21 protein-coding genes are annotated in these 17,615 nt (G+C 32.8%); 13 read left to right on the top strand and 8 right to left on the bottom strand.

Annotated features, from left to right (window positions below):
* Positions 1–33: 33 nt before the first annotated feature.
* The gene (locus IMZ30_RS04120) at positions 34–1,086 is read right to left on the bottom strand and encodes a sensor histidine kinase (protein WP_207039271.1); all 1,053 of its coding nucleotides are present in this window, start codon (positions 1,084–1,086) and stop codon (positions 34–36) included.
* An 18-nt stretch (positions 1,087–1,104) separates the two neighbouring features.
* Positions 1,105–1,992 (bottom strand): AraC family transcriptional regulator, encoded by an 888-nt coding sequence (locus IMZ30_RS04115; protein WP_207039270.1) that lies wholly within the window; start codon positions 1,990–1,992, stop codon positions 1,105–1,107.
* Between the two features lie 199 nt (positions 1,993–2,191).
* Here IMZ30_RS04115 and hemA point away from each other — a divergent pair, with 199 nt between their 5' ends.
* From hemA to IMZ30_RS04080, 7 genes are all read left to right on the top strand, one after another.
* Complete coding sequence (gene hemA, locus IMZ30_RS04110; protein ID WP_207039269.1) at positions 2,192–3,445, top strand: glutamyl-tRNA reductase; 1,254 nt, start codon at positions 2,192–2,194, stop codon at positions 3,443–3,445.
* A gap of 16 nt (positions 3,446–3,461) precedes the next feature.
* Complete coding sequence (hemC, locus tag IMZ30_RS04105) at positions 3,462–4,373, top strand: hydroxymethylbilane synthase (protein WP_207039268.1); 912 nt, start codon at positions 3,462–3,464, stop codon at positions 4,371–4,373.
* On the top strand, positions 4,373–5,026 hold the full coding sequence (locus tag IMZ30_RS04100) for a uroporphyrinogen-III synthase (RefSeq protein ID WP_207039267.1): 654 nt from the start codon (positions 4,373–4,375) through the stop codon (positions 5,024–5,026). The genes hemC and IMZ30_RS04100 overlap by 1 nt, the downstream gene beginning before the upstream one ends.
* Positions 5,027–5,044: 18 nt before the next feature.
* A complete protein-coding gene (gene hemE, locus IMZ30_RS04095; RefSeq protein ID WP_207039266.1) occupies positions 5,045–6,070 on the top strand; it encodes a uroporphyrinogen decarboxylase in 1,026 nt (341 codons plus the stop codon).
* Between the two features lie 122 nt (positions 6,071–6,192).
* Positions 6,193–6,888, top strand: coding sequence for a CoA transferase subunit A (locus tag IMZ30_RS04090; RefSeq protein WP_207039265.1), 696 nt, complete (start codon positions 6,193–6,195; stop codon positions 6,886–6,888).
* Between the two features lie 35 nt (positions 6,889–6,923).
* Entirely contained in the window at positions 6,924–7,577 is a 654-nt protein-coding gene (locus IMZ30_RS04085) for a CoA transferase subunit B (RefSeq protein WP_207039264.1), read from the top strand.
* A gap of 48 nt (positions 7,578–7,625) precedes the next feature.
* Positions 7,626–8,063 (top strand): hypothetical protein, encoded by a 438-nt coding sequence (locus tag IMZ30_RS04080; protein WP_207039263.1) that lies wholly within the window; start codon positions 7,626–7,628, stop codon positions 8,061–8,063.
* A gap of 56 nt (positions 8,064–8,119) precedes the next feature.
* On the opposite strand, the gene lpxB is transcribed toward IMZ30_RS04080, so the two are convergent.
* The gene (gene lpxB / locus IMZ30_RS04075; protein ID WP_207039262.1) at positions 8,120–9,235 is read right to left on the bottom strand and encodes a lipid-A-disaccharide synthase; all 1,116 of its coding nucleotides are present in this window, start codon (positions 9,233–9,235) and stop codon (positions 8,120–8,122) included.
* 104 nt (positions 9,236–9,339) lie between these two features.
* On the opposite strand from lpxB, the gene IMZ30_RS04070 reads away from it, so the two are divergent.
* The 5 genes from IMZ30_RS04070 to IMZ30_RS04050 are packed head-to-tail and all read left to right on the top strand — an operon-like array spanning position 9,340 to position 13,348.
* Positions 9,340–10,209, top strand: a complete 870-nt coding sequence (locus tag IMZ30_RS04070; protein WP_207039261.1) for a YicC/YloC family endoribonuclease — start codon at positions 9,340–9,342, stop codon at positions 10,207–10,209.
* Between the two features lie 2 nt (positions 10,210–10,211).
* Entirely contained in the window at positions 10,212–10,787 is a 576-nt protein-coding gene (gmk, locus tag IMZ30_RS04065; RefSeq protein WP_207039260.1) for a guanylate kinase, read from the top strand.
* Between the two features lie 2 nt (positions 10,788–10,789).
* The gene (gene nadD / locus IMZ30_RS04060) at positions 10,790–11,377 is read left to right on the top strand and encodes a nicotinate (nicotinamide) nucleotide adenylyltransferase (protein ID WP_207039259.1); all 588 of its coding nucleotides are present in this window, start codon (positions 10,790–10,792) and stop codon (positions 11,375–11,377) included.
* 14 nt (positions 11,378–11,391) lie between these two features.
* On the top strand, positions 11,392–12,432 hold the full coding sequence (locus IMZ30_RS04055; protein ID WP_262896751.1) for an NAD(P)H-dependent glycerol-3-phosphate dehydrogenase: 1,041 nt from the start codon (positions 11,392–11,394) through the stop codon (positions 12,430–12,432).
* Positions 12,433–12,448: 16 nt separating this feature from the next.
* Complete coding sequence (locus IMZ30_RS04050) at positions 12,449–13,348, top strand: DMT family transporter (protein WP_207039258.1); 900 nt, start codon at positions 12,449–12,451, stop codon at positions 13,346–13,348.
* A 6-nt stretch (positions 13,349–13,354) separates the two neighbouring features.
* Here the strand turns inward: IMZ30_RS04050 and IMZ30_RS04045 are convergent, their stop codons facing one another.
* The 3 genes from IMZ30_RS04045 to IMZ30_RS04035 are packed head-to-tail and all read right to left on the bottom strand — an operon-like array spanning position 13,355 to position 15,192.
* Positions 13,355–13,750: a hypothetical protein gene (locus IMZ30_RS04045; RefSeq protein ID WP_207039257.1), complete on the bottom strand. Its 396-nt coding sequence runs from the start codon at positions 13,748–13,750 to the stop codon at positions 13,355–13,357.
* A gap of 2 nt (positions 13,751–13,752) precedes the next feature.
* Complete coding sequence (pheS, locus tag IMZ30_RS04040; protein ID WP_207039256.1) at positions 13,753–14,775, bottom strand: phenylalanine--tRNA ligase subunit alpha; 1,023 nt, start codon at positions 14,773–14,775, stop codon at positions 13,753–13,755.
* A 60-nt stretch (positions 14,776–14,835) separates the two neighbouring features.
* Entirely contained in the window at positions 14,836–15,192 is a 357-nt protein-coding gene (locus IMZ30_RS04035) for a hypothetical protein (RefSeq protein WP_207039255.1), read from the bottom strand.
* Positions 15,193–15,235: 43 nt separating this feature from the next.
* Here IMZ30_RS04035 and IMZ30_RS04030 point away from each other — a divergent pair, with 43 nt between their 5' ends.
* Positions 15,236–15,730 (top strand): CvpA family protein, encoded by a 495-nt coding sequence (locus IMZ30_RS04030; RefSeq protein ID WP_207039254.1) that lies wholly within the window; start codon positions 15,236–15,238, stop codon positions 15,728–15,730.
* A gap of 49 nt (positions 15,731–15,779) precedes the next feature.
* Here IMZ30_RS04030 and IMZ30_RS04025 read toward each other — a convergent pair whose 3' ends face one another.
* Both IMZ30_RS04025 and atpD read right to left on the bottom strand, forming a co-directional pair.
* On the bottom strand, positions 15,780–16,055 hold the full coding sequence (locus IMZ30_RS04025) for a F0F1 ATP synthase subunit epsilon (RefSeq protein WP_207039253.1): 276 nt from the start codon (positions 16,053–16,055) through the stop codon (positions 15,780–15,782).
* An 11-nt stretch (positions 16,056–16,066) separates the two neighbouring features.
* Positions 16,067–17,575 carry a F0F1 ATP synthase subunit beta gene (atpD, locus tag IMZ30_RS04020; protein WP_207039252.1) on the bottom strand — a complete coding sequence of 503 codons (1,509 nt, stop codon included), beginning with the start codon at positions 17,573–17,575 and terminating at the stop codon, positions 16,067–16,069.
* Positions 17,576–17,615 lie beyond the last annotated feature (40 nt).

Raw genomic sequence — 17,615 nt, 5'->3', positions numbered from 1 at the left:
ACTTATCAAATCTTAAGATGATTTTAAAAGACTCTATTCTTTGTGGGGTAATTTTATGGTAAAGGTAGCGCCTTTGTTTTGGCCTTTACTAAATGCTATGAGTTCTCCACCATGTTTTTCAATAATTGTTTTACTTAAAAATAATCCTATACCACTACTGTCTTCGTTAGAGGTCCCTTTTTGGCTAGCCGAGGTAAATTTTTTGAATAACTTGTTAGATTTTTCTTGATTAAAACCAATACCACAATCTGTAAAACTAACCATGAGTTGATTTTTTTTATCTTCAATATTAATATTTATTTTAGAGTCTTTATAACTGAATTTAATTGCATTTGAAATTAAATTTTGAATAACACTAGCTATTAGTTTCGGCGAAACATACATTGAAGTATTTTTAGTTAATTCATTTATATAAACTGAAATATTTTTGTCTTTTAAGAGTGGTTTAAAATTTACAAGTTGTTTCTCAATAAGTGTAATCGTATTAACTTCTTGCATTTCGTTAGGCTCTATTTTGAAGTTTTTAGATTCTATAACTTCTAAAATAGATTTGATCATATTAAGCGCATTTTCTCCTAATTCATTAAGCATGTTTGAATATTCGATAATTTTTTTATCCTTTGTTTCATGCTTAATAACTTCAGCAATAGCTACCATTGATGATAATGGACTCCTTAAATCATGAGAGATCATACTTGTGAAGTTTTGACGTTCTTGAGATAAATTTTCGATTTGGTTTAAAGAGGCATGAATTTTATTAAGTAAAACACCAGCTTCATCTGTGTAGTTTTTCGGAACATCAATAATAGTATTATTAAAGCTGTAAGTATTCATGGCTTTTGTTGCTATTTTAATAGGGTCTAAAAGTTTGTTGAGAGCGATCATCGTTAAAATAGCAGCAATTAGCGTAAAAATTAAAATACTAGTGATTACAATCGTTGGATTTAGATTTTCCCGAGGAGAAAATAAAACAAATAAAACAATTCCTATAAGAGGAATGTGAGTTCCTAAAAAAGCGATAAATAAAAATTTGCTAGCGTAAGATTTTTTAAAGCCAATTCGATTGATAAAATTATAAATCTTCATAGTATGATTACTTAAAGTTTATTTTTCACTCTGAATATATTTTTTTGGTGTTGTACCGAACTTTTTCTTAAATGCAGCAATAAAATGGCTTGCAGTTGAATAACCAACTGCTAGACCAGCTTCGTTAACGTTGTGCTGTCCTTTTTCAAGTAGTTTTCTGGCATAATCCATTTTATAATCAAATAAGAATGAAAATACTGTATCACCGTAAATTTCTTTAAAACCTTCTTTTAATTTTTTAAGGCTTAGGCCTACTTCTTCTGCTAATGCATTAAGTGACGGAGGTTCAGCCATTCTTTGGATAACAACTTCTTTAGCTAATTTTATTTTTTTAACGTTATCTTCATCATCTAAGAATGGGCATTGCTCAATATCGGCTTCTTCAGGTCGATTAAAATATAAGCCGATTAACTCATAAATTTTGCCTTTTAAGTAAATGGTTTTAATCGAGGGATGTAAGTTAAAATTTAGAACTTGTGTTAATACAACGGCCATCGCAGGCGTTATTGGGCGTTCATTATAATATTTTTTATCTTTATTATCATCAGTTAAAAAGTCAATGTAATTAGCTTCAGCTGAAAATAATGTATGTAATTTTTTAATAGAAATAAGTACACTTACCGACCAAGTTTGACCATCAGTTTCAAGGTTAATAGGTAGTTCACGTTTTGGGTTATACAAAAGTAATGATTGATCTTCTTTTATATTTAGAGCATAACGACCTTCATTAAAATTAAACTTGAGGTTACCTTTAACGCAAAAGTGAAATTGAATAAAATCACTGCTTATGTCATGCTTTACACAAATGTCTTCTTTTAAGTCGTGTTGTATACTTATTAATAATAAACCGCTCTCGAGTTCGATTAAGCGACTTGAACCTTTAGCGATATTTTTTTCTAATTCCATTATAAGAAATATTGATATTTATTTAGAATCATTCTAATTAAAATAGCTCAAAATGCTAACTATTGTTACAAAAGTAAACGAAATACATGATTTATATCACTTTTTTCAAAAAAACACTTTAAACGATAAAAAATGAACTTTGAGCGTTACTTTTAAAAAAGCTTCTGCTCTAAATTTGCATCAAACTTTCTAATTACTAATGTATAAATATAACGTTTCTAAATACCAAACTTTCTATGCGATTGGTCTAAGTTACCAAAAGGCAGATGCAGAGACAAGAGGAAAGTTTAGTTTGAGTTTAGATCAAAGGAAAGCGCTTTTAGATCAAGCTGAAGCAATCGGTTTAGATGCTATTACAGTTACATCTACTTGTAATAGGACTGAAATTTACGCTTTTGCTGACGATGAAGACACTATCATAAATTTATTATGTCAATTCAGTCATGGTAACCCAAATGTCTTTAAAGAAGTAGGTTACATTTATCAAAATCGAGCAGCAATTGCCCACATGTTTCGTGTAGGTTGTGGCTTAGATTCTCAAATCTTAGGCGATTTTGAAATTATTAGCCAATTAAAATCAGCTTTTACAAATTCTAAAAAGCGTCATTTAATCAATCCTTTTCTTGAGCGCTTAATCAATTCAGTTATTCAAGCAAGTCGAAGAATAAAAAACGAAACAGCTATTTCATCAGGTGCCACCTCGGTTTCATTTGCTTCAGTACAATATATTTTAGATAACATTCAAGATGTGACCAATAAAAATATTTTACTCTTTGGCACAGGTAAAATAGGTCGAAATACCTGCGAAAATCTTGTTAAGCACACAAAAAATGCTCATATTACGTTAATTAATCGTACTAAAGACAAAGCTGAAGAGGTTGCAGGGAAGTTTAATTTAAAAGTTAAAGATTTTAGCGAATTACAAACGGAAATTAGAAAAGCTGATATATTAATTGTAGCAACTGGGGCTCAAAATCCAACAATTACTGAAGAGTTGATTTTTCCTAAAAAGCCACTACTGATATTAGATCTGTCGATTCCTAAAAATGTATCTGACCAAGTTGAAGCAATTGAAGGTGTAAGCTTACTTCATTTAGATTATTTGTCTCAAATTACAGACGCAACTTTAGCTAAACGAAAAGAGCACATTCCGCAAGCTGAAGGTATTATCGATGAGGTAAAAGAAGAGTTTTACGAATGGTTAGATACCAGAAAATTTGCACCAACAATTAAAGCTTTAAAAGATAAATTTAAGCTTTTTCAAGAAGAAGAATTAGATTATCAAAGTAAAAAAATAGCCAACTTCGATAAAGACCAAGCTGAAATAATTAGCGATAGAATTATACATAAAATTACAAGAAGTTTTGCTAGTCATTTACGTGCTGCAAATGGATCTACCGAAGACAGTATAGCTCTTCTAAAAAAGGTCTTCGACCTTGAACAACAGCACTAATTTAAACCGCTTAAAATTGCAACAACAACCTATAATTATTGGTACTCGCGATAGTGAATTAGCATTATGGCAAGCTAAAAAAGTTCAAGACTTACTCCAAAAGAATGGTTATTCAACAGAGCTTAAGCCTGTAAAATCTCAAGGTGACTTAAACCTAGATGTTCCGTTGTATGAAATGGGTATTACAGGTATTTTTACCAAAACCTTAGATATTGCTTTGCTTAATAAAGATATAGATATTGCTGTTCACTCTATGAAAGATGTTCCAACAGCTTTACCTAAAAATGTCGTTAAAGCAGCGGTTTTGCCAAGAGCAAATCATAAAGACATTTTAATTCATAAAGGGCTCGATTTTTTAAGCGAATCTGGTACAATTGCTACAGGAAGCCTACGACGTAAAGCACAATGGTTGCATAAATACCCACATCATAAGGTCGAAAATTTACGTGGTAATGTTAACACACGTCTTCAAAAATTGAAAGATAGTAATTGGAATGCTGCTATTTTTGCAGCAGCTGGTCTCGAACGTATCAATTTATTGCCAAAACAACATGTTGCTTTAGATTGGATGATTCCTGCTCCAGCTCAAGGTGCAATGTTGGTGGTTTGTTTAGAAGAAAATATGCAGTGTTTAAAAGCTGTAGAAGAGCTAAACCATCAACCAACTGATCTTGCAGTAAGTGTTGAAAGAGATTTTCTAAAAACATTAGAAGGTGGTTGTACAGCCCCAATTGGCGCTCATGCTGAAGTTAAAAATCATAAAATACACCTGCATGCCGCTTTATTTAGTCTTGATGGTCAACAAAAATATGAAATTAAAAAGTCTGCAGCCGTCACCGACGCTAAAACATTTGGAGTTGACTGCGCACGTGAAATTTTAGCCCAAGGTGGCGATCGATTAATGCAAGAGTTAAGAGCGATATTATAATGGCAAGATTGCTTTCAACTAAAAAACTTACTGAGTCACAACGCCAACTAGTTTTAAACACTAGTCATAGTTTGGTAGAATATAATGCCATTTCTACTGAAGTTAATCAGGAAGTTATTCCAAAAAAAATCATTAAAAATGCTATAATTACCAGCCAAACAGCTGCTAAAATTTGCATTAAACATCAGTTGAAATTAAAACGCGTATTTTGTGTAGGTCAAAAAACAGCAAGGTTGCTGATAAATGCAGGCTACAATGTTGTCTTAATTTGTACTTATGCTAACTTTTTAAGTCAAATTTTGGTTGAAGCTTATAGGAATGAAACCTTTGATTTGTTGTGTTCAACTCAACGCTTAAATACCATCCCAAGTGCGCTAACTTCAGCTGGAATTGATTTTAAAGAGCATCATATCTATTCAACCTTAGCTAATTATAAAAGCTTTTCAAATCAATTTGATGCAGTGCTTTTTTTTAGTCCAAGCGCAGTAAAATCTTTTTTCAGCGTTAATGAAATAACACCGAACTATTTAGTTTGTATTGGCGAAACGACAGCTCAATCAGCTAAAAAGTTTAGCAAAAATATATCGATATCTCGTACAACTTCAATTGAAAGTTGTATTGCTAGAGCTATCAAATTATTACAAAATCAATAAGTTTATAAACTTTTACTCATGATAAAAAACGATTTATTCCTACGTGCTTTAAAAGGTGAAACGGTTAGTAGGCCACCAGTTTGGATGATGCGTCAAGCAGGACGATATCTACCAGACTTCATGAAATTGAAAGAAAAATATGATTTTTTTACTCGTTGCCGAACACCTGAGTTAGCTACTGAAATAACAGTAATGCCAATTCATCAAGTTGAAACTGATGCGGCAATTTTGTTTAGTGATATTTTGGTTGTTCCTCAAGCCATGAATATAGAGGTAGAAATGAAACCAGGTCTTGGGCCTTGGTTGCCTAATCCTATTCGAGATAAAAAAGGGGTTGATGCTGCTATTGTACCCAATGTTTATGAAGAATTAGGCTATGTATACGATGCTATTAAATTGACTAAAGAAGCCTTAAATGATGAGGTGCCTTTAATTGGGTTTGCTGGTTCGCCTTGGACAATCTTTTGTTATTGTGTTCAGGGTCAAGGCTCTAAGAATTTTGATAAAGCAAAGGCATTTTGTTTTTCAGAACCTGAATTAGCCCATCAATTGCTTCAAAAAATAACTGATACCACCATCGCTTATTTAAAAGGAAAAGTTGAAGCTGGCGTAGATGCAGTGCAATTATTCGATTCTTGGGGCGGCATGTTATCACCAGAAGATTACCAAAGTTTTTCTTGGCAGTATATGCAGCAAATTATCGATGCTTTACGACCTGAAATTCCTGTGATTGCGTTTGGTAAAGGCTGTTGGTTTGCATTAGAACATATGTCTAAATCAGGAGCTTCAGCGCTTGGTGTTGACTGGACTTGCAGTCCAGAAATGGCAAGAAAATTAACCAACAATAGTATTACACTACAAGGAAATTTTGATCCTTCACGTTTATTATCGCCAATACCTGAAATTGAAAAAATGGCGCTTGAAATGGTAAATCGATTTGGAAAAGATAAATATATCGCCAACCTTGGTCATGGTATTTTACCCAATATTCCAGTAGACCACGCTAAAGCTTTTGTTAATACTATTAAAAGCTATGGCGTTTAGTGTCTAACAATGGTTTTAAAAAAGCTTCAATATTATTGAAGCTTTTTTTATTTCTTAAAAATAATGAAGGCAAATTGCCGAAGCTTTAAAAATTATGTATTTTTAGGCTAAAAATAAATAGAATGATTACGAAAACTGTAAAATCGGTTAATGATGCACTTGAAGGCGTTCAAGATGGAATGACCTTTATGCTCGGCGGTTTCGGTCTTAGTGGAATTCCTGAAAACGCTATTGCAGAATTGGTTAATCGAAATATTAAAGACATAACTTGCATATCAAACAATGCAGGCGTAGACGATTTTGGCTTAGGTTTGCTGCTTAAAAAAAAGCAAATTAAAAAAATGATTTCGTCTTATGTTGGTGAAAACGCTGAGTTTGAGAGACAAATGCTTAGTGGTGAACTTGAAGTAGATTTAATCCCTCAAGGAACTTTAGCTGAACGTTGTAGAGCAGCACAAAATGGTATACCAGCATTTTTTACACCAGCTGGCTATGGTACAGAAGTAGCCGAAGGTAAAGAAGTACGTGAATTTAATGGTAAACCTCACATTTTAGAGCATGCTTTTAAAGCCGATTTTGCCTTTATTAAGGCTTGGAAAGGCGATACAGCTGGAAATTTAATATTTAAAGGTACCGCTCGAAACTTTAACCCAAATATGTGTGGTGCAGCAAAAATAACTGTAGTTGAAGTTGAAGAACTCGTCGAGCCTGGCGAACTTGACCCTAATTTCATCCATATTCCTGGTGTTTTTGTACAGCGCATTTTTAAAGGTGAATCTTTTGAAAAGCGCATCGAAAAACGCACAGTAAGGGATTAATAATTTTAAACAAAGAATTAAAATACATTAAACATATGCTTGACAAAAACGGAATTGCAAAACGCATTGCTCAAGAGGTAAAAAACGGTTATTATGTAAATTTAGGTATCGGGATTCCTACTTTAGTAGCTAATTTTGTGCGTGACGATATTGAAGTTGAATTTCAAAGTGAAAACGGAATTTTAGGAATGGGGCCGTTTCCAACTGAAGCACAAGTTGATGCCGATTTAATTAATGCAGGAAAACAAACAATTACAGCATTACCAGGTGCAAGCTTCTTTGATTCTGCCTTAAGTTTTGGAATGATACGCGGTCAACATGTCGATCTAACAATTCTTGGTGCGATGGAAGTTGCACAAGATGGTAATATTGCCAATTGGAAAATACCTGGAAAAATGGTAAAAGGTATGGGTGGTGCAATGGATTTAGTAGGGTCGGCAAAAAATATCATTGTTGCAATGATGCATACCAATAAAGCAGGCCAATCTAAGTTGTTAAAATCATGTAGTCTTCCATTAACTGGCGTAAAGTGTGTAACGAAAATTGTTACAAATTTGGCAGTCTTAGATATTGTTGATGGTCAATTTAAATTAATCGAACGCGCACCAGGTGTAAGTGTTGAAGAAATTAAAAATGCTACTGAGGGCGATTTAATTGTTGAGGGCGAAATACCAGAAATGAAGTTATAAATAACTTAAATTTTTTTAATCTCAATTTATAATACTAAAACAAAATAAATGAAGAAAATATTATTGGTGCTTACGGTATTAATATCATCTAATGTTTATTGTCAGTCTTCTCCTCAACTATTAATTGATACTTTTTTTGAGACCTATAAAAGTAATCCTGGAAAAGCTGTTAAAGAGCTATATGATACCAATAAGTGGAATAAAAGAATTAAAGATAAAATAGATCAGATTGTAGTAACGGTTAATGGGTTTACAGAAAGTTACATGGGTAAATATTACGGCCGCGAACTCATAACTACAAAAAAGTTTTCTGAAAGTTTTGTTTTATACTCTTACCTTGTGAAATATGATCGACAACCAATTAGATTTATTTTTAAATTTTATAAACCTAATGATAAATGGTTGTTATATTCTTATTCATTAGATGATAGTTTAGATGATGAAATTCAAGAAGCTGCAAAACTTTATTACTTGAATTTACATTAAGTGTTTCTATGATTAGCTATAATATTAAAAGCTTCAACTGATGAGTTGTGGCTTTTTTATTTTAGTAAACCCACCATTAATTGGGCTGTTTTTTGGCTTGCGCCAACGCCTCCTAAAGCTTCTTTTAATTGCTTATAATCCTTTTTTAACTTTTTTACACGTGAATTTTCTAGTAGAAGCTTCAATTCTTCTTTAAGTCGTACTTCATTAAAATCATTTTGAATTAATTCAGTAACAATTTCAGCATCCATAATTAAATTAACTAAAGAAATGTATTTTAAAGTAATAATACGTTTTGCAATTTGGTATGAAATTTCATTTCCTTTATAACAAACAACTTCAGGTACTTCAAATAAAGCAGTTTCTAATGTTGCTGTACCAGAAGTTACCATTGCAGCTTTGGCATGCGAGAGTAAGTTGTAAGTTTCATTAGCTACAAATGAGATGTTTTCTTTTTTTGTATACTGCTGGTAAAAGCTATTATCTTGACTAGGCGCACCAGCAATCACAAACTGGTAATTTTTAAATTTTGAGGGCATTTGGAGCATAGTGCTTAGCATTTTACTAATTTCTTGCTTTCGGCTACCTGGCAGGACAGCAATAATCTCACGGTCGTCAAGTCGATGCTTTTCTTTAAATGCTTTTAAAGTATCTGGCTTAAATTGAGCAATGGCATCAAGTAGAGGATGACCTACAAAATGTACTTTGTAATTATGTTTACTTTCATAAAATTTTTTTTCGAAAGGTAAAATCACAAACATTTCATCTACATCACGCTTAATTTTTTTAATGCGATTCTCTTTCCAAGCCCAAATTTGAGGAGAGATGTAATAAAACGTTTTAATTTCCTTTTGTTTTGCCCATTGAGCAATGCGCATATTAAATCCTGGGTAATCAATAAAAATAATCACATCAGGTTGGTATTCGGCAATGTCAACTTTACAAAACTTGATATTCTTAAAAATCGTTCTAATATTGAGTAGAACTTCTGCAAATCCCATAAAAGCTAATTCACGATAATGCTTAATGGGTTTAGATTGTGCAGCCTTGGCCATTAAGTCGCCACCCCAAAATCTGAATTGAGCTTGTGGATCTTCAGCTTTTAAAGCTTTTATTAAATTAGATCCGTGTAAATCTCCCGAAGCTTCTCCTGCAATAATATAATACTTCATAAACCTTAAAACCAACGAAATTAAAATATTTGCGGCATATAGCACTATTTGTCGTTGCTTAGTTTTAGTTTTTTTACATTTGTAAATCATTTTAAATTCAGGATATGATTCAATCAATGACGGGTTATGGCAAGAGCTTAACCGAGCTAAGCCACAAAACTATTCGTGTTGAGCTTAAGTCACTAAATAGTAAAAATTTAGACGTTAATTTACGCATGTCTTCGCAGTATCGCGAACTTGAAATGCCACTTAGAAATTTAATTAGCGAACACTTATACCGAGGGAAAGTAGATGTTTCTCTTCATGTTGAATCTAAAACTGGTGAAACTTCAGCTGAAATTAATACCAAGGCTGTTCAGGCTTACATTCAGCAGCTCAAGTCTATTTCTACAGAAGACGATCAACTAAGTTTTAAAGACCTTCTTCCTATTGCAGTAAATTTACCGGAGGCTTTAGTGAATGAAAAAAAAGAACTTAATCCTGCAGAAGTTGAAGCTATTAAGGAAACATTAAAAAATGCTATAGAACATTTAATTCAGCATAGAAATGATGAAGGTAAAGCTTTAGAACAAGATTTTAACCTTCGAATTTCAAATTTAAAGTCACTAATAACTGAAGTAAAAGCTATAGATCCTGATCGTATTGATAAGGTTCGTGAACGTTTACATAAAGCAGTGGCAGATTTAAAAGTAGATGTTGATCAAAATCGTTTTGAGCAAGAATTGATGTATTATCTTGAGAAATATGATATCACAGAAGAGAAAACTCGACTTGATAACCATCTCGACTATTTTTTAAAAACGATGAATTCAGCAGAATCAAATGGTAAAAAGCTTAACTTCATTTGTCAAGAAATCGGACGTGAAATTAATACTATTGGCTCAAAATCTAATTTTGCACCGATGCAAAAATTAGTAGTTAAGATGAAAGATGAACTTGAAAAAGTTAAGGAGCAACTTTTAAATGTTTTATAATAATGAGTGATTTTCAAGGAAAACTAATTGTATTTTCGGCGCCTTCTGGCTCAGGTAAAACCACCATCGTCAGACACTTGCTTGCTCAACAAGAATTAAATTTAGATTTTTCAATTTCAGCAACTTCTCGAGAACCTCGTGGTCATGAGGTACATGGTAAAGATTATTATTTTATGAGTTTAAAAGAATTTAAACAACATATTAAAAATGATGATTTTTTAGAGTGGGAAGAAGTGTATCGAGATAATTTTTACGGTACACTTAAAGCTGAAGTTGAGCGAATTTGGGCGAAAGGTAAACACGTTGTGTTTGATATAGATGTTGTTGGTGGCTTAGATATTAAACAAATTTACCCTGAACGAACTTTAGCCGTTTTCGTAAAACCACCTAGTATAGAAGAATTAAAAATTCGCCTTAAAAAAAGAAAGACCGAAACTGCAGATAAAATTAATATGCGAGTTGCAAAAGCTTCAATTGAAATGGCAACAGCGCCACAATTTGATTATATCATTATTAATGAAGTTTTAGATGATGCACTTGATGAGGCTTACCAATTGGTTTATAATTATATTAATTAATCATGAAAAAGGCAGTCGGACTTTATTTTGGGACATTTAATCCCTTTCACATTGGCCATTTAATTATTGCTAATCATTTAGCTCAGTTTACAGATTTAGATGAAATTTGGTTAGTTGTAACGCCGCAAAGTCCATTTAAAAAATCATCTAATTTGCTGGATAACCACCATCGCTTAGAAATGGTTTATCAAGCCGTTGAAGCTTACGATTATTTAAAGCCATGCGATATTGAGTTTAAAATGCCTCAACCTAATTATACTGCATTAACTTTAGCAGAGCTTAGTGATCAATATCCAAATCATGAATTTTCTATTATTATGGGAGAAGACAATTTAAATCACTTTCATAAGTGGAAAAATTGGGAATACATCATAGATCATCATTCTATCTACGTTTGTCCAAGATTGTCTAAAGATAGTATTCCTGAGCAGTTTAAAAATCACCCTAAAATAGTGATGACAAATACGCCTGTAATTGAAATATCATCAACATTAATTCGTTCATCTATTAAAGAGGATAAAGAGGTAAAACCGCTATTGCCAGCTAAAGTTTGGCAATATATTGACGAGATGAATTTTTACAGAACATAAAAACACGCCTTATTTTGACAGACCAAATAACCGATATAAAACAAGTTTTACAGACACCAAATCCTAATTTTGGTGTTATTGGCGGTGGCAGTTGGGCTACTGCAATAGTTAAGATGCTATGTGAAAATTTACATACAGTCAATTGGTATATGCGTAATGAAACTGCAATTGAGCATATCTTAAAAGAAGGCCACAACCCAAACTATTTAAGTGCAGTTGAGTTTGATACAAATCAATTGAAATTAACCAACCAAATTAATAAAGTCGTTGAACAGTCAGACATATTAATTTTTGTTGTACCATCAGCATTTCTGCAAAAAGAACTTGATAAAATTACATCTCCTTTTAAAGATAAGATAGTATTTAGCGCTATTAAAGGTATCGTACCTGAAAGCCATTTATTAGTTGGTGAACATTTTAATGAACGTTACCAAATCCCTTTTGAACAGATTGGTGTTATCACTGGACCATGTCATGCAGAAGAAGTTGCACTTGAGCGATTATCTTATTTAACTATTGCTTGTGCTAATGAAAATCACGCTAATACAGTTGCTCATTTTTTAAGTAGCGATTATATAAAATGTAATGTTTCTGAAGATATTATCGGTACAGAATATGCGGCTGTTTTAAAAAACATTTATGCGATTGCTGCAGGTATTGCTCATGGTTTAGGTTATGGTGATAATTTTCAAAGCGTATTGATGAGTAATGCCATAAAAGAAATGAAACGCTTTATTAAAAAGCGTTATAAAATGAAGCGTAATATTAATGATTCAGCCTATTTAGGAGATTTGCTAGTTACAGGATATTCAGTCTTTAGTCGAAATCGTTTATTTGGAAATATGATTGGTAAAGGTTATACTGTAAAAAGTGCACAAATGGAAATGAGTATGATAGCAGAAGGTTATTATGCTTCTAAAAGTGCGTTTGACATTAGCCATAAAGATGGTAAAAAGAAAGTAAAAACACCAATAATTAATGCTGTTTACAAAGTATTGTATCAAAACAGAAACCCTAAACAAGTGTTCACCAAATTAGCCGATAAGCTAAGTTAACTCTCAAAAAACACAGATGAATAAATTATTTAATGGCGCATTTTTAGTCGCACTGGCTGCCTCTTGCTATGGTTTGCTTACCACTTTTGTTAAATTAGCTTATCAAGAGAATTATACTACTTATGAAGTGACTTTTTCTCAGCTTTTAATAGGTTTTATAGCTTTAGTTATTCTTAACCTTTTCATTAAGAAAGAATCGAAGCCAATAGAATCAAAATCCGTTCGGCAGAAGTCTATATTGTACTTAATTATGTCGGGAACATCGTTAGGCTTTACAAGTGTTTTTTATTATTTGGCTGTTCAAACCATTACAGTTTCAGTTGGTATTGTGCTATTAATGCAAAGCGTTTGGATAGGAGTAGTTATAGATGGACTTATTAATAAAGTTAAGCCCACCAAAAGAAAGTTATTTTCGGTTGGCTTAATTTTAATAGGAACGGTGCTTGCAGCAGATTTACTAATAGAAGACCAAAAAGTAGACCTTATCGGTATCGCTTACGGTTTTTTAGCAGCATTGTCATATACCGTAACTATGTTTACATCTAATCGCGTTGCGCTTCAGTATCATTCAATCACCCGCAGTAAATGGATGATGCTTGGCGGTTTATTTATTGCCATAATCTACACATTATTAAGTATAGAAGATGGTTTTAATTTTGGAATATTTAAACTCTGGGGACCAATCTTAGCTTTGTTTGGTACCATTTTGCCACCTTTATTATTTACAGCTGGGATGCCAAAAATAAATGTCGGTTTAGGAGCTATCATCTCATCTATAGAACTACCTGTTGCAGTTTTAATGGGATATTTCGTGTTGAGTGAAGACCAAAATTTAACGAAGTGGATTGGAATTATTTTGATACTTTCAGCAATTATATTGATGAATTATAAAAAAGCAGCTAAGATTAAAACTTAGTTGAAGTTATTGCGCTAAAATACCGATATTATCTATGAGTTGAAGTTGAGTTGCTTGCTTTTCACTAATGCTATTCGCTTCAAATACGAAGTCTTTATGATAAAGTATATTATTTAAAAAATAACTCACTTTAAACTTGTTTTTAAATGCTAATAGTTCATCTTGAAGAAATTCAATTTTAGCGATTGATTGGGCTGGTAAAGTTTCTATTTTTTTTCGTAAAATTGATGTTTTTTGGGTCTCAGAATTACCTTCAGATACAATTAAAACAGTCTCTAAATCGCTTTTGTTTTGGTTAATTAAATATACTGTCCAGACTTTACCATCTAAGTTAACGTCATTTTCTAAAATAGCAGCTACGTAAACATTACTAACTTCTGGAATAGGTATATCTTTTTTCATCTTTATAATACCGACTTAAACTGTTTTAAAAAACGGATATCATTCTCGTAAAACATTCTAATATCCTCAACTTGATAGAGTAACATTGCAATTCTTTCAATTCCCATACCGAAAGCAAATCCAGAATACTCATTAGGATCTATATCAACATTTTTAAGTACATTAGGATCTACCATGCCACATCCCATAATTTCTAGCCAGCCGGTTCCTTTGGTAATTCGATAATCAGTTTCAGTTTCAAGCCCCCAATAAATATCGACTTCAGCACTTGGCTCAGTGAATGGAAAGTATGATGGTCTTAGTCTAATTTTTGATTTGCCAAACAATTGTGTTGTAAAATACGAAAGGGTTTGTTTAAGGTCTTTAAAAGATACGTTCTTATCTATATATAAACCTTCAACCTGATGAAATATACAATGTGATCGCGCCGAAATATCTTCATTACGAAATACACGACCAGGTGAAATAGTTCTAATCGGTGGCTTATTGTTTTCCATATATCTTACTTGAACACTTGAAGTATGTGTGCGAAGTAAAATATCTTCTGGATTAGTCTGAATAAAAAAAGTATCCTGCATGTCGCGTGCTGGATGATATTCAGGTAGGTTTAAAGCTGAGAAGTTATGCCAGTCGTCTTCAATTTCTGGACCTTCTGAAACATTAAACCCAATATTTGAAAAAACTTCAATAATTTGATTTTTTACAATAGAAATAGGATGTCTTGAACCGATTTCAATTACTTCTGCAGGACGGCTTAAGTCACCATAAATTCCTTTTTCATCTAATTGAGCTTTGAAAGACGCTTTGAGATCTTCTATTCTTTGATTGGTGGTTTGCTTAAGTTCATTAATGGCCTGACCAAAGTCTTTTTTCTTTTCATTCGGGATAGTTTTGAATTTTGAAAAATAATCATTCAATATTCCCTTTTTACCGAGATATTCAATTCTAAACTGCTCTAATTCATCTTCAGTTTTAGCTGTAAACTGCTTTACTTTCTCGATGTGTTCTTTAATCTGGTCAATCATTGTTTTTGAAGTCTAAAATCAATTTGCAAAAGTACAAAAATTAAAAATGGTATATTGTAGTTAGCTTATGTAATCTCTATTTATAAAGTAATTTACAACTGCTTCCTTCATTAAAACGCTCTGCTCACCAGACTTTAAAGCGGGTAATTTCGAGACATTATTATAATGTGGCCAGCCATCATCATCTACATAGTCAAACTCATAATAACCGTAGGGTTCTAATAATTTACATATAGCAATATGCATAAGGTTAACTTTGTCGTCCTTTTTAAATTTTAAATGTGGTTTTCCTAACTCTTGTACGCCAATTAAATAAATAATAGCGTCTAAATCTAACGTTTCTCCATCTGCAAATTGAGCAGAAAGCTTTTCAACTAGATTATTCCATCGAAGTTTTAATTGTTCATCTCCTATCATTTTGCAAATTTATGGCTTTGTATCAAATTAGTATATTTACCAAATGAATATTTTCGATATAATTATAGCATTATTCGCTTTGTATGTTGTTTATAAAGGTTTTAAACGCGGATTTGTACTTGAGTTGTCTGGCTTATTAGCACTTTTTTTAGGTTTATTCTTGGCTTATAATTTTTACGACATTGTTTCTGATGATTATTTATCAAAATATGTTGATTGGTCTAATGAATTGTTAGATTTAAGTTCTTTTCTTATCCTTTTTATAGGTTTGTCGTTATTAATCAACTTGATAGGGAAATTAATAACTAAGTTACTTGATATTGCTGCATTAAGTTTGTTTAATAGGTTATTAGGTGGGTTGTTTGGTTTATTAAAGCTAGGCTTGTTTTTACTGTTTATAAACGTAGTGATAGACTATACCATGCGTTTACTTGACCGCAAGGACTTACCTGAATTTTTAGAAGTTTCTATTGTTTACCAAATTTCAAGAGACATTTACAAGTCTATTATGCCACAAATATTTCAATTACTAGCATAAAAAAAAGCTCGCATTATGCGAGCTTTTATACTGTGATTAACTCATGTAATTAATCCGTAAGAATAATTACTTTGTTATTATTCATTTCTAAAACACCACCAGAAATATTAAAGTGAAATTTATTTCCTTTTTTGTGAAATAAATCTGCAATTTTTTCATCTAGCTTTACATCGTCACTTAACTTTAAAGCGCCTTTTGTCAATGCAGAAATAACTGGCGCATGGTGATCTAAAATTTGAAACTCACCTTTAACTCCTGGAGCAATAACTGAAGCTACTTGTTGGTTAAGGATTACTTTTTCTGGGGTTACAATTTCTAGTTGCATACTTTTTTATTTTAAGCTTCGGCCAACATCTTTTCACCAGCCTCAATAGCTTCTTCTATACTACCTTTAAGGTTGAATGCAGATTCTGGGAGATGGTCTAATTCACCATCCATAATCATATTAAAGCCTTTAATCGTTTCTTTAATATCAACTAGCACACCTTTAAGACCAGTGAATTGTTCAGCTACGTGGAATGGTTGTGATAAGAAACGTTGAACGCGTCTAGCTCTTGAAACCGCAAGTTTATCCTCTTCAGATAATTCTTCCATACCAAGAATTGCGATAATATCTTGTAACTCTTTATAGCGTTGTAATAATTCTTTAACGCGCTGTGCACAGTTATAGTGATCTTCACCTAAAATGTCAGCTGTTAAAATACGTGATGTAGAGTCTAATGGGTCTACAGCAGGATAAATACCAAGCTCAGCAATTTTTCTAGATAATACTGTTGTTGCATCTAAGTGAGCAAACGTAGTCGCAGGTGCAGGGTCAGTAAGGTCATCGGCTGGTACATAAACTGCTTGAACCGATGTAATAGAACCTTTTTTAGTTGAAGTAATACGCTCTTGCATAGCTCCCATTTCGGTTGCAAGAGTTGGTTGATAACCAACTGCAGAAGGCATTCTACCTAGGAGAGCAGATACCTCAGAACCTGCTTGAGTAAATCTAAAAATATTATCTACGAAAAACAGAACATCTTTACCTTGGCCATCACCAGCACCATCTCTAAAATATTCAGCAATGGTTAATCCGGATAGTGCAACACGTGCACGAGCTCCAGGAGGTTCGTTCATTTGACCGAAAACGAAAGTAGCTTTAGAATCTTTCATAGCTGACTTATCAACTTTAGATAAATCCCAACCGCCATTTTCCATTGACTCCATAAAGTCATCACCGTATTTGATGATTCCAGATTCAAGCATCTCTCTTAAGAGGTCGTTTCCTTCTCGGGTACGTTCACCAACTCCAGCAAACACAGATAAGCCGCCGTGACCTTTCGCGATGTTGTTAATTAATTCTTGAATAAGTACCGTTTTACCAACACCAGCACCTCCAAACAATCCAATTTTACCACCTTTCGCATATGGCTCAATTAAATCGATAACTTTGATTCCAGTATATAATACTTCGGTAGAAACTGATAAATCTTCAAATTTAGGCGCATCTCTGTGAATAGGTAAGCCGTCCTTCTCTTTTTTTGGTAATTCTTCCATACCATCAATTGGGTTACCAGTTACATTAAATAGCCTGCCGTATACATCTTGACCGATTGGCATTTGTATTGGGCTTTGCGTTGAAATGACTTCAGTACCTCTTTTAAGTCCGTCTGCTGAATCCATTGCAATTGTTCTCACAACGTTTTCTCCCACGTGAGATTGAACTTCAAGGACTAATGTGTTTCCATTGTCTCTGTTAATTTCCAAGGAATCGTATATCTTTGGTAAATCTTTTGAATTTTCGAACTCAACATCGATAACTGGGCCAATGATTTGAGAAATTTTACCTGTAATTTTAGACATTATCAAGCGTTTTATTGGTGTTTTAAAAAACTATTATTTT

The organism is Psychroflexus sp. ALD_RP9 (assembly GCF_017311165.1).
Classification (GTDB): Bacteria; Bacteroidota; Bacteroidia; order Flavobacteriales; family Flavobacteriaceae; genus Psychroflexus.
This window is presented reverse-complemented; position numbering and strand designations above follow the sequence as displayed.